The organism is Streptococcus alactolyticus (assembly GCF_012277075.1).
Taxonomy (GTDB): Bacteria; Bacillota; Bacilli; order Lactobacillales; family Streptococcaceae; genus Streptococcus; species Streptococcus alactolyticus.
Window position 1 is genome coordinate 23510 of sequence record NZ_JAAXMT010000001.1, and the last position, 13228, is coordinate 36737.

The 13228-nt window shown below is 41.0% G+C and carries 8 protein-coding genes and 1 pseudogene; 7 read left to right on the forward strand and 2 right to left on the reverse strand.

Going from position 1 to position 13228, the window contains the following annotated elements; all coding sequences use genetic code 11:
- Positions 1 to 1103: 1103 nt before the first annotated feature.
- The 6 genes and pseudogenes from HFK82_RS00105 (at position 1104) to rpsR (ending at position 8147) form a co-directional block, all read left to right on the forward strand.
- Entirely contained in the window at positions 1104 to 3047 is a 1944-nt protein-coding gene (locus HFK82_RS00105) for an alpha/beta fold hydrolase (protein ID WP_168260364.1), read from the forward strand.
- Positions 3044 to 5560: a bifunctional lysylphosphatidylglycerol flippase/synthetase MprF gene (gene mprF / locus HFK82_RS00110; protein WP_168260365.1), complete on the forward strand. Its 2517-nt coding sequence runs from the start codon at positions 3044 to 3046 to the stop codon at positions 5558 to 5560. Before HFK82_RS00105 ends, mprF begins: the two co-directional genes overlap by 4 nt.
- A 163-nt stretch (positions 5561 to 5723) precedes the next feature.
- Positions 5724 to 6709 (forward strand): annotated as a pseudogene (maeA, locus tag HFK82_RS00115) (oxaloacetate-decarboxylating malate dehydrogenase); the annotation flags it as partial.
- A 328-nt stretch (positions 6710 to 7037) separates the two neighbouring features.
- Positions 7038 to 7328 carry a 30S ribosomal protein S6 gene (gene rpsF, locus HFK82_RS00120; RefSeq protein WP_154454941.1) on the forward strand — a complete coding sequence of 97 codons (291 nt, stop codon included), beginning with the start codon at positions 7038 to 7040 and terminating at the stop codon, positions 7326 to 7328.
- Positions 7329 to 7339: 11 nt separating this feature from the next.
- The gene (locus HFK82_RS00125; protein WP_168260366.1) at positions 7340 to 7849 is read left to right on the forward strand and encodes a single-stranded DNA-binding protein; all 510 of its coding nucleotides are present in this window, start codon (positions 7340 to 7342) and stop codon (positions 7847 to 7849) included.
- Positions 7850 to 7907: 58 nt separating this feature from the next.
- A complete protein-coding gene (gene rpsR, locus HFK82_RS00130; protein ID WP_000068664.1) occupies positions 7908 to 8147 on the forward strand; it encodes a 30S ribosomal protein S18 in 240 nt (79 codons plus the stop codon).
- 104 nt (positions 8148 to 8251) lie between these two features.
- On the opposite strand, the gene HFK82_RS00135 is transcribed toward rpsR, so the two are convergent.
- Both HFK82_RS00135 and HFK82_RS00140 read right to left on the reverse strand, forming a co-directional pair.
- Positions 8252 to 8908, reverse strand: a complete 657-nt coding sequence (locus HFK82_RS00135) for a DUF1129 domain-containing protein (RefSeq protein WP_154454939.1) — start codon at positions 8906 to 8908, stop codon at positions 8252 to 8254.
- A gap of 173 nt (positions 8909 to 9081) precedes the next feature.
- Positions 9082 to 10026, reverse strand: coding sequence for a magnesium transporter CorA family protein (locus HFK82_RS00140; RefSeq protein ID WP_168260367.1), 945 nt, complete (start codon positions 10024 to 10026; stop codon positions 9082 to 9084).
- A 303-nt stretch (positions 10027 to 10329) separates the two neighbouring features.
- Here HFK82_RS00140 and uvrA point away from each other — a divergent pair, with 303 nt between their 5' ends.
- Positions 10330 to 13155: an excinuclease ABC subunit UvrA gene (gene uvrA / locus HFK82_RS00145; RefSeq protein WP_168260368.1), complete on the forward strand. Its 2826-nt coding sequence runs from the start codon at positions 10330 to 10332 to the stop codon at positions 13153 to 13155.
- Positions 13156 to 13228: the final 73 nt, after the last annotated feature.

The window sequence follows — 13228 nt, forward strand, 5'->3', positions numbered from 1 at the left end:
GGATAGTAGCAAAAGCGACTTATCGAAAAAAATAGACAAAAAAAGCAGCAAAATTCTTGACAATTGTAATCGGTTACATTATAATAAAAGTGTAAAGAAGGATGACAGATAAAACAAGATAAGGAGGTAATGATTCTTATGTTGAAACATCATGTCGCTCGGTATAAAAACGGAGATTAGTCTCCAACTTGGATTTAGGTAGGCAGGGATAACCTTATGAAGGTGGTGGACTATATGAGGTTTAATCTAGGACGCTATAAAAATGGTGATTAATCACCCTAATCGTAAACGAGAAATCTTGTAACAAAGTACATTGGAGGGATGCCTTATGTTGATGGTTAATGTAGGACGTTATAAGAATGGAGATCAATAACGGCATAAAACGACGTTATTTCTAAAGGGAGTGGTGCCATATTTTAGAAGAAATGGTGTTGGAAGCAGACGATTAGATACAGCTAGATGGAAAAAGCGACCGGTTGACTTTTTCGCTAGTAACAATAGTAATCGATAGGGCTTCTAATCATATTGCTTCCATGTTTGATAAGACAAAAGATAGATATGAAAGCAATTCATGTTAGGAGTTTTAAAGTAGAGCAAGTTAAGCCAAAGTGGCGACGAGTCAATCGCTCTTTTCGGATTAACAAACATTAGTAGGAGTGAGTCCAATGTAAAATGAGGCTTCTGATTTGAAAGAACCCACGGAGGTGCAATATGATGAAGATGAATGTAGGCCGTTATAAAAACGGTGACAATTAACTCTAGTGTACTCCCATGACAACTCTATGAGATATAAATAACCCTAAAAAAGCAATAGTGAAAATCACTTATTGATGACAATAACTTAAAAACGTTGACTAAAGAGCATTCTAGCTACTTTCTAGAGTGCTTTTTTTGATGCTATCAAAGAAAAGTCTAGAAAAGCAAAATAGCAGTTCTAGTCTTTTTCTTTTGCGGGGCTTTTGTGATACCATAATAGAGATAATAACTGATCTTTGACAAGTACAAGGTGCAGTTCGTTCGTTTTTATGTTAGAATATTTCTGATACACCTAACAGATTTGTTAAGGACAGCTAACTTTTTCAATTGGTTTAAGGTAAGAAGGTATGGATACAGTATTTACGAATAGAAATAAGATTAGGCTAATACTATTAGCGCTTGTTATGGCTATTCTAGTTGGTTTAGGCGCTATTGTGTTGCATGATCTTTTTGATTTTCTTTGGGAAGACATTTTACACACCGTGCCAGCGCTGCAACGTAGCGGCATTGTTTTGGTTTCTGGTTTGCTAAGTGCTTTGGGGTGGTATTTTCTTCAGAGGCAAGGAAGACGTCTAATTCCTTTGAAAAAGCAAATTTCACCTCAATCAGAAATAGAAGAATATCCCCCTTTTTGGCGACAATTAGGGCATTTGTTTTTGCAAGTTATCACGGTTGGTATGGGGGCGCCTGTTGGTAAAGAAGTGGCTCCGCGTGAATTAGGGAGTTTGTTCTCAACGCATTTGGTTAGAAAAATTCCGCTAGATAGTGACCAGCGTTCGGTTTTGGTGGCGAGTTCGGCGGCAGCAGGTTTAGCAGCCATTTACCAAATTCCTTTTGCCAGCTTGATATTTGTCTTTGAAGTGCTTGGCATTCCTTTGACGGCTATAAATGTGGTGGTGGCTTTCATCACGACTTATGGAGCGACAGCTATTGCCCACTTGAGAATTAGCGATGCACCGCTTTACCATGTCAATCCTCAGCCTGTGACTTGGGTGACTTTTGTGGTGACGGTTATTTTAACCTTTGCGACCATACCTGTGGCGCGTTTGTTTAGCCGTATTAGTAAACACGCCAGCCAAAATCGCACCAAAGATAGTCGCATTTTATGGCAATTGCCTTTGGTTTTTGTCCTTCTTGCTGTGCAAAGTTATCGTTTTCCAGAATTGCTGGGGAATGGGGCACCTTTGGTGCAAGCTGGATTTGACAGCTTGAATTTGCCTGATGCCTTGGTTTTATTTACATGTAAATACGCCATTGTCTTACTCTGCTTGAGATTTGGGTCTTACGGTGGGACAATGACGCCATCGATTTCACTGGGAGTTGCTTTTGGAGAGGTGGTGTGCTTGGTGGCTGCTCTTTTTGGTTTTAATGACCCATCTCAAATCTATCTAGCCGTTGCTGCTTGTAGTTTCTTGGGAATTACCATGAATGCACCGCTAACAGCAGGCATGATTGTCTATTCTTTTATTGGTTTTCCAAAAACCTATCTCTTTCCTGTTTTGTTAAGCATTGGCTTGTTGCTGCTTATCAAATGCCGTAGAGATGCCAGTAAGGATACTGAATCAGAAACCTTTATCCCTTTACCTGACGGTTCACAATTGCATTATCAGATTGTCGGTGAGGGCGAAACCTTAGTCTTTTTACACGGTAATAACGGCAATTACCATTACTTTAGCAAACAAATTCCTTATTTCTCTCAAAAATACCAGTTGGTTTTGTTTGACAGCAGAGGTCATGGGCAATCGACTAATGAAAAGGCGGTCAATTCCTTTGATTTGATGGCAGATGATATTGCTTATGCGCTGAAGGAATTGGGCATCGACAAGGCTACTTTCATTGGTTATAGTGACGGGGCAAACTTGGCTTTGACTATTGCTTTGAAATACTCTGACTTGGTGACAGGTTTGGTCTTAAATGCTGGAAACATTCGCCTGTATGGTGAGAAATGGTATGCTGGATTGTCCACACACGTTTTGTATAGTGTGATGAAGCGTTTGTTGCCGTATTTCCCACAATTGGAAAATTATATGATAAATATGCGTTTGATGATGGAGGATATGCCTATTCATCTGAATGATTTAGCTCGTGTTACCGTTCCATCCTTGGTCTTGATTGGTGGATGGGACTTGATTTCTTATGAGCATTCGCTTGAAATTGCTAATCATCTTGGTAATGGTCATTTGGTTTCAGTACCATTTCGTCTGCACAATATGGCTTACCTCAGTCCCAAACGTTTTAATAAGGAAGTGAATCACTTTTTGACGCAACTAGAGGAGAATAAGAACGCATGAAGAAAGTCATCAATTTTTTCAAAACCAATGAATCCAAGATCAAAATAGGATTTAGTTTATCGATTTTCATCTTGGTTTTAGTCGAATTTTTCCGATTGTCTAAAACCATTTCGTGGCCAACCTTACAGTCAGCCTTTGCTAGCATTCCCCCTTTCAATATCGTTCTAATGATTTTGATTGGCTTAGTGGCCGTTATGCCGATGATTGGTTATGACGTTATTTTCAACCGTTTGCTTGGGACGTCGCACTCTAAAAAGTATATTATTGAAAATAGTTGGAGTATCAACACCATAAATAATATGATTGGTTTTGGTGGAATTATAGATGTTGGTTTGCGTCTAGCCTTGTACAGTGACGGCATTGACAACGGGAAAAGCATCAAGGTCTTGTCCCGTCTGCTCCCTTATTTTAGCTCTGGTTTGTCTGTCTTATCCACAGTGATTTTGCTGTTTGCAGGGTTGTTCACAGAAGGCTCCTATCTACACCGTTTTTTGATTATTTTTGTGGTAGCAGCCTTTTATTTCCCAGTCGTCTTGTGGATATCATCAAGGGAAAACCTCACCTTTTTTGGTAATGTTGAGCGAAAGGTGCGTTTGGAATTAACTTTGATTTCTGTTTTGGAATGGTCAGGTTGTGTTGGGTCATTCCTTGCAGTTGGGTATTTGATGGGCTTCCATTTTTCAATTGTCCAAGTTGCTGGAGCTTACATCTTAGCCATTTTGTTTGGGATGATTTCTTTCATTCCTGGTGGAATCGGAAGTTTTGATTTGACTATGATGACAGCTTTGACCATGATGGGATTTGCCAGCACTGACGTAATTTTGTGGACCTTGCTTTACCGTATGGTTTACGATATTTTGCCATTTGCCCTTGGGGTGGTGCTATTTGTTAAAAATCTTGGTAAAACCATCAACGACCACTACAAAGGCATTCCAAAAGAATTAACCGTTACTTTGCTAAGACGTTTGATTTATGGTTTGGTGGTTTTGTTTGGGATTTTTCTCGTGTTATCAGCTACCATTCCAGAGAAGGTCAATCAAATTCACTGGTTGAAACAGATGAATCCTATTCATGCCAACCTCATTTGGCAATTTCCAAGTATCTTAATCGGAAGTCTTTACATTCTTTTAGGGCGTTCTTTGTTAGAGCGCGTGCGTCAAGCACTGCCTTTTGGCATTGGGCTCATTTTCGTGTCGCTTATTTGGATAAATGCCAAATCCTTTAGCAATTTCACGTCGCTTTATTTGATTATCTTGTTACTGTTATTGGTTTTCTTCAAAAATAACCTGACTGTTGACCGTTTGATTTATTCTTGGGAATCCTTGCTGAAAGACAGCGTGATTTTTCTAGGCTTAATCATTAGCTACCTTTTCCTAGGCATGCCGCATTATTTGATTCATCACAAAGAAATTTTACAGCTTAATAAATTTGCCATTTCTTTCCTTGGAACGATTATTGTCGTGGGTATTTGCTACACGATTATCGTGCACCTTTTGCGAAAGAGCTCTAAGAAACTAGGCGAGTCTTTCGATGCGGAAGCCTATCGTCAGTTTTTGGACACACATGGCAACACCTCTGATAGCTTTTTACCATTCTTGGGGGACAAGCAGTTGTTTTGGTACCCTAATAAACCAGAAGCAAGTGTTGTGCTTCAATTTTCACTGGATAATAACAAAGCCGTGGTGATGGGCGAGCCGATTGGCGATAAGGACAACTTCCAGCCTGCTATCAACGCCTTTATCCGAGCAGCTAGGGACCTCAATTATTCGCCAGTCTTTTATGAAATCGGTCAAGAATTGACCCTCTACCTGCATGAATGTGGGTTTGAATTCATGAAATTTGGGGAGTCTGCTTTGGTTCATCTGCAAGATTTCACTTTGACGGGTAAAAGCAGCAAGAGCTTCTGCCGTGCCCTTAACTTTGTGGAAAAAGAAGGCTTCACATTTGATATTATCCAACCGCCTTATGCGACTGAGCTAATCACACAGCTTCGCAGCATTTCAGATTCGTGGCTGGATGGCCGTCAGGAAAAAGGCTTCTCACTAGGTTTTTTCAAGGAAGATTACTTGCAAATGACGCCGATGGCTTTGGTACGTAATGACAAAGGAAAAATCGTGGCTTTTGCCAACATTATCCTAGCTGAAGAAGAATCTGTTGTTACCGTTGATTTAATGCGTTATGACAAGGAAGAAAGCCCATCTGGCGTTATGGATTACCTCTTTATTTCTCTCTTCTTGCACTACAAGGAAGAAGGCTACCGCTACTTTGATTTGGGCATGGCGCCGCTATCAAATGTGGGAATCAATAAAGACAGTTTTATCCAAGAACGCATTGGTTTCCTTGTTTATTCCTTCACGTCACGTTTTTACTCGTTTGAAGGATTGCGTAAATACAAGCAAAAATTTGCACCAGAATGGCAACCACGCTACATTAGTTACATGAAATCATCATGGTTAGCCTGTGATTTATTAGCGATTTACCGTATTGACAATCGCACACTAGACCAAGATTAACGTATCCAACCTCTTACTCTTATGCCTGTTGGGCAGAGTTTAGAGGTGGGTACGTTTTTTTAAAAATATCAGAACCTATGTCTTTACTTTTTATGTGAAAAGTTGTACTATGCCTATGTAATTTTGTTTGCTAATTTATTTATTAAAAGAGAGGATATTTATTATGTTAGAACATGACATTTTGAATGATCCTTTTTTGAATAAGGGAACTGCTTTTACTTTGGAAGAACGTAAAGAACTTGGTTTAGTTGGTTTACTTCCTCCAAAAGTTCAAACCATTGAAGAACAAGCAGAACAAGCGTATGCTCACTATCAACGTAAATCATCGATTTGGAAAAACGCCATTTCTTGATGGAAATTTTCAACACAAACAGAACCTTGTTCTACTATTTGTTTAACGAACACGTTGTTGAATTTAACCCAATTGTTTACGATCCAGTTATTGCAGAATCTATCGAACAATCCAGTGATTTGTTTGTTGATCCACAATATACGGCTTTCCTTTCTGTTGAACACCCTGAAGACATTCTTGATACCCTTAAAAATGCAGCAGGCGATCGTAATATCCGCCTTATCGTTGTAACCGATGCAGAAGGTATTTTAGGTATTGGTGACTGGGGTACACAAGGTGTGGATATTTCAGTCGGAAAATTGATGATTTACACAGCAGCAGGTATTGACCCTAAAACGGTTTTACCAGTTGTCATTGACGCTGGTACAGACCGCGAAGAATTATTAAACAACCCATTTTATCTAGGAAATCGCCACAAACGTATCCGTGGTGAAGCTTACTACGACTTTATCGACCAATTTGTTAAAGAAGCTGAAGATTTGTTCCCTGATTTGTACTTGCACTGGGAAGATTTCGGACGTAGCAATGCGGCTGTTATCCTTAACAAATACAAAGATAAAATCCCAACATTCAACGACGATATCCAAGGAACTGGTATCATTACTCTAGCAGGTATCTATGGTGCGCTTGATATCACTGGTGAAAAATTAACAGACCAACGTTACCTTTGCTTCGGTGGAGGAACAGCGGGTGCAGGTATTGCCCACCGCGTTCTTTTGGAAATGATGGAACAAGGCCTTACAGAAGAAGAAGCTTACAGTCGTTTCTACATGGTAGATAAACAAGGTTTGCTCTATATGCCATAATGAACCTTATGTTTAGCAAAAAAGCGAGTAGCGCTATGTGGGTTGTTCAGAAATTGTATTGGCGGAGCGGTCAATAATATGTCCAAACACAACGGATTTTTACTAGCCGTGACGAAGCGGTGCAATTACGCAAAAGCCTTGATTGTGCCACAGAGTTGTATGAAAGCAACCGTTCCATCTATGATGAGGGAGATTTCAGAACTTCTAGATAAATCTCTTGCACATTCTAGGATAATATAGTATAATTATTTATTGTGAGTATGCCTCACTTACTCGTGTCCAAGGATGCGAGTCATTAGACCAAAAGGAGGAAATATCAATGGCTAAATACGAAATTCTTTATATTATTCGTCCAAACATTGAAGAAGAAGCTAAAAATGCTTTGGTAGCACGTTTTGACTCTATCTTGACTGACAACGGTGCGACTGTTGTAGAATCAAAAGACTGGGAAAAACGTCGTCTTGCATACGAAATCAAAGATTTCCGTGAAGGACTTTACCACATTGTCAACGTTGAAGCTGAAAACGCTGAAGCTCTTAACGAGTTTGACCGTCTTTCAAAAATCAACGGCGACATTCTTCGTCACATGATTGTTAAACTTGACGCGTAAGAAGGTGTGTTATGATAAATAATGTAGTACTTGTTGGTCGTATGACCCGCGATGCAGAACTTCGTTACACCCCATCAAATCAAGCTGTTGCGACTTTTACCCTAGCGGTAAACCGCAACTTTAAAAACCAAAATGGTGAACGCGAAGCTGACTTTATCAACTGTGTGATTTGGCGTCAGCAAGCAGAAAACCTGTCTAACTGGGCTAAAAAAGGCACATTGGTTGGTATCACAGGACGTATTCAAACCCGTCACTATGAAAACCAACAAGGTCAACGCGTTTACGTAACAGAAGTAATTGCAGATAATTTCCAAATCTTGGAAAGTCGTGCTACACGTGAAGGCCAATCAGGTGGTTCTTACAATGCTGGTTACAATAACCAACCATCATTTGGGGATAATTCACATGATAGTGGTTTTTCATCACAACCTTCACAACAAACACCAAATTTTGGTCGCGACGAAAGCCCATTTGGCAATTCAAACCCAATGGACATTTCAGACGACGACCTTCCATTCTAAAGTATGGAATGACCAAGTTTATCGGACTTGAAACACTATAATATAAAGGAGAATACACATGGCTCAACAACGTCGTGGCGGATTCAAACGCCGTAAAAAAGTTGATTACATCGCAGCTAACAAAATTGAATATGTTGATTACAAAGATACTGAGCTTCTTAGCCGTTTCGTATCAGAACGTGGTAAAATTCTTCCACGTCGTGTTACTGGAACATCAGCTAAAAACCAACGTAAAGTAACAACAGCTATCAAACGCGCTCGCGTTATGGCTCTTATGCCATTCGTAAACGAAGACTAATTCGTTGCGATGACGCTAAAAACGACTTCCTTGTGAAGTCGTTTTTTGTATGATCAAAAGCATCAAAAAAACCTCTCACTTTTTAAAAGTGAGGGGTTTGACTGTTAAGCTTGTGGCGTCATAGCGCTAAGGATGTTGTAGCGTTTTTGAAGATAATGACGTCCAAGTAGAGCAGCAGCTCCGATGATAAGCATGACAACTGCTGGCAATTGTGGGTTGAGGGCAAGTGGTAAGAAGGCTGTTGCCGTGTAAACCAATACCCAAGCCATCATTGAAAGTCCGATAACAAGGATGGTTTTACCAAAGCCAGGACGCTCGCTTTTTGGTTTGCCAGCGTGGCGGTAAATAAAGTAGTAAGTGACATACATAGCAGCCCCACCACCAAAACCAAGGGCGATAAGTGAGAGCAAACCAAAGCTTGTTGCTGACGTGCTAAAGAAAGCCATAACAGCATTTAAAAGGGCTACGACGCCGATGAATAATAGTGATGTATCCAACCACATCAACCAAGGGTTATCGTTTTTCTTTTTGTTAGCGTCTTGGGTTTCTGATTCTTGTGTTGTGAAAGAAGCAGCCCAAGTTGTTGGTGCGCCAAGAAGTGAACGGGCGGTAATCCCTTTTTTCTGATTTTCAACGATGGTTGGTAAAACATCTGCTAAAATAGCTTTGATTTCCTCGTCTGATTTGCCATCACGAATCAACTGATTGGTAGCAATGTGAATGAATTCTTGATTCTTTTTAGTAAGCTGATTGAGATCCATTAGGTCTATTCTCCTGTTTTTTGAAATAACAAATGATTAAGTGTATCCAGTAATGTCTTTACATCAAGAGAAATTACTAGTGAGAGAAAACAAATGATTTACTTTCTCTCACTAGTAAACACCCTGCGTCAAATGATTAGGATTTAACAAGAGGGTGTGGGGCAATTCATTCATTAGAACCACTTCTTTCTAAAGAAGTAAATCACGACAGCGGCACTCATAGAAGCGGCGATAAAGACGATGTACCAAAAGGCATGAGGTAAACCGTTTAGCGGTAGCCAGTTGTTTTGGAAGTTCATACCATAAGCTGAGAAGATTACGGTTGGAATATCCAAAATCATGGTCATGAGGGCGAGTGTCTTCATGATGGTGTTCTGGTTGTTGTTGATGATAGAGGCTGTTGTTTCGGTCATGGCATTCAAGACATTTTCGTAAATGCCAGCCATTTCGATGGCCTGTTGCGTTTCAATCAAGGTGTCTTCCAGCAAATCTTCGTCTTCAATGTACTTTTTCAAAGAACTGTTGCTGCTTGAGAGTTTCTTGACAATACGCTCGTTGAATTTTAGAGACGCTTTCAAGTACACGATAGATTTTTCCAACTCCATCATGTCGATGAGTTGCTCATTGCGTGTGGCATTTTCCAGTTCAGCTTCGATACGGTCGCTTTGGCGGTCGATAGAACGAAGAGCAGTTAGGAAAAGCTCAGCATTGCGATAAAGCAATTGGAAAACAAAGCGTGTTTTCATGAAAGTGTAGAAATTTTTCGCACGGCGATTGAAAAAGTTGTCAAAAAGGGTCAACTCTTGCAGACAAGTCGTAATAACGGCATTTTCTGTCACGATAATTCCCAAAGGAATGGTGACGTAGTAACTTTTGTTGTTCCTCTCTTCATAGGTCGGTACGTCAACGATGATGAGAGTGTAGTTGTCCTCAACGGCAATACGTGAGGTTTCTTCGAGGTCAAGTGGTGCACGTAGGTCAGTGATATCAATGTTGAACTGTTCAGACAGCCTCACTGATTCTTCCTGGGAGGGGTTAACCAAGTTAATCCAAGCGCCTGGCTCGAATGTATTGATTTCTTTAAATTCTAACGCTGTTGATAGAAACATTTGTTCCATAAAAACAACCCCTCCTTTTTACCTGAGATACAGGATTTGGCATTTCTTTCACTATCAGCCAAATCGTGTTCTAAATTTTTAGCCTGTAAAAAGACACTGTTTTTCATAACGAAAAAAGGAAAATTTACATACTCTCCTATTATACTACAATTCGGAGTTTTTTTGGGAAAGTAAGTCACAGAAAATTTGTTATAATGAAGGTGGAACATGTGGAAATGCCTAATTAGAAAGGATTATCAGTTCTTATTAGAGGTGCGCTACTATTGAGATATGGCGGCGGACTGGAACTGCTGGTTGAGAAATATGCAAGAAAAACTAACGATTCGTGGGGCGCGTGCCCACAATTTGAAAAATGTTAATGTGGATATTCCTAGGGATAAGCTGGTTGTGGTGACAGGTTTGTCTGGATCGGGAAAGTCGAGTTTGGCATTTGATACGATTTACGCAGAAGGGCAACGCCGCTATGTGGAAAGCTTGTCAGCTTATGCCCGTATGTTTCTTGGTAACATGGAAAAACCAGATGTGGATTCGATTGAGGGGCTTAGCCCTGCCATTTCCATTGACCAAAAAACTACCAGTAAAAACCCTCGTTCAACGGTGGGAACGACAACAGAAATCAATGATTATTTGCGTTTGTTGTACGCGCGTGTAGGGACGCCTTATTGTATCAATGGGCATGGACCGATTAAGGCTTCGTCTGTTGAGCAAATCGTGGATCAAGTCCTAGCCTTGCCTGAGCGGACACGGATGCAGATTTTGGCACCTATTGTTCGTCGTAAAAAAGGGCAACACAAGACCATTTTTAGTCGCATTCAAAAGGATGGTTATGTGCGTGCTAGAGTCGATGGAGATGTTTACGAGGTCTCAGAAGTCCCTGAGTTGTCTAAGAACAAGCAACATAATATCGAAATCATTGTGGATCGCTTGATTAACAAAGAAGGCATTCGGTCGCGTTTGTTTGATTCGGTCGAATCAGCCCTTCGTTTGGCTGATGGTTATGTCATCATTGACACCATGGATGGCAATGAATTGCTCTTTTCAGAACATTATTCCTGCCCTGTTTGTGGGTTTACCGTGCCAGAATTGGAACCTCGCCTCTTTTCATTTAATGCGCCTTTTGGGTCATGTCCGACCTGTGATGGCTTAGGAATTAAATTAGAAGTGGATGTGGATTTGGTGGTGCCTGACCGTCACAAGACGCTGCGTGAAGGGGCACTCGCTCCGTGGAATCCCATTTCGTCACAATATTACCCAACCATGTTGGAGCAAGCTATGGAAGCCTTTGGCGTGAATATGGATACGCCTTTTGAGGATTTGAGCGAGGACGACCAGAACCTTGTCTTATATGGTTCAGGTGAGCGTGAATTTCATTTTCACTATGTCAATGATTTTGGTGGCGAACGCAACATTGATATTCCTTTTGAAGGGGTTGTCAACAATGTTAACCGCCGTTACCATGAAACCAATAGTGACTTCACCCGCAAGGTCATGAAAGAATACATGAACGAATTGACTTGTGCAGCTTGTCATGGTTACCGTTTGAACCCGCAAGCCCTCAGTGTACGCGTGGGTGGTGAAGATGGCTTGAACATTGGGCAAGTGTCTGATTTGTCTGTGTCTGACCATTTGGAACACTTGAAACACTTGGAACTTTCTGAAAATGAAAGTGTCATTGCCAAACCTATCTTAAAAGAAATCAAAGACCGTTTGACTTTCTTAAACAATGTTGGTTTGAATTATTTAACCTTGTCACGTTCGGCAGGGACTTTGTCTGGTGGGGAAAGCCAACGCATTCGCCTAGCAACGCAAATTGGTTCCAACCTTTCTGGTGTGCTTTACGTTCTTGACGAGCCTTCAATTGGCTTGCACCAAAGGGACAATGACCGCTTGATTTCTAGTTTGAAGAAAATGCGTGATTTGGGCAATACCTTGATTGTTGTGGAACACGATGAGGACACCATGCGTCAGGCGGATTGGTTGATTGATGTGGGGCCAGGAGCAGGAGCCTTTGGCGGTGAAATCGTTGCTTCAGGTACCCCAGAAGAAGTGGCCAAGGACCCCAATTCCATCACGGGCTTGTATTTGTCAGGGAAAAAAGCTATTCCTGTGCCGACAGAACGCCGTCAAGGCAATGGGCGTTTCTTGTCTATCAAGGGAGCTAGTGAAAATAACCTGAAAAACATTGACGTTGATTTTCCTTTGGGAACCTTTATTGCCGTGACAGGTGTGTCAGGTTCTGGGAAATCGACCTTGGTAAATGGCATTTTGAAAAAAGCTGTCGCCCAAAAATTAAATCGTAATGCTGCCAAACCTGGCAAACACCGTGCCCTAGAAGGTGTGGAATACGTTGACCGCTTGATTGACATTGATCAAAGCCCTATCGGAAGAACACCGCGGTCAAACCCAGCTACTTATACAGGTGTATTTGATGATATTCGCGATTTATTTGCCCAAACCAACGAAGCCAAAATTCGTGGTTACAAAAAAGGACGGTTCTCATTTAATATCAAGGGTGGACGTTGTGAAGCCTGCTCGGGTGATGGGATTATCAAGATTGAAATGCACTTCTTGCCTGATGTTTACGTGCCTTGTGAGGTTTGTCATGGGACACGTTACAACAGTGAAACCCTAGAAGTTCGTTACAAGGATAAAAATATTGCCGAAGTTCTTGAAATGACAGTCAATGACGCGGTAGAATTCTTTGCAGCCATTCCTAAAATTGCTCGGAAACTGCAAACGATTAAAGACGTGGGGCTTGGCTACATCACTTTGGGACAATCGGCAACCACTTTATCAGGTGGGGAAGCCCAACGCATGAAGTTGGCAAGTGAATTGCACAAACGTTCAACAGGTAAGAGTTTGTATGTTCTTGATGAGCCAACCACGGGTTTACATACGGATGATATTGCACGCTTGCTTCAAGTTCTCCAACGTTTTGTGGATGATGGCAATACCGTCATCGTGATTGAACACAATTTAGATGTCATTAAAACGGCGGATTACTTGATTGACCTTGGTCCAGAAGGTGGTGTCGGCGGGGGTCAAATCGTTGCCACAGGTACGCCTGAAGAAGTCGCCAAAGTCAAAGGTTCTTACACAGGACAATATTTGAAAGACAAATTATCATAATATCAAGAAAGCTTTTCCAAGGTATATGCCATTTGGAGAGGCTTTTTCCGTGATATGCCGAAATCTTGTATCC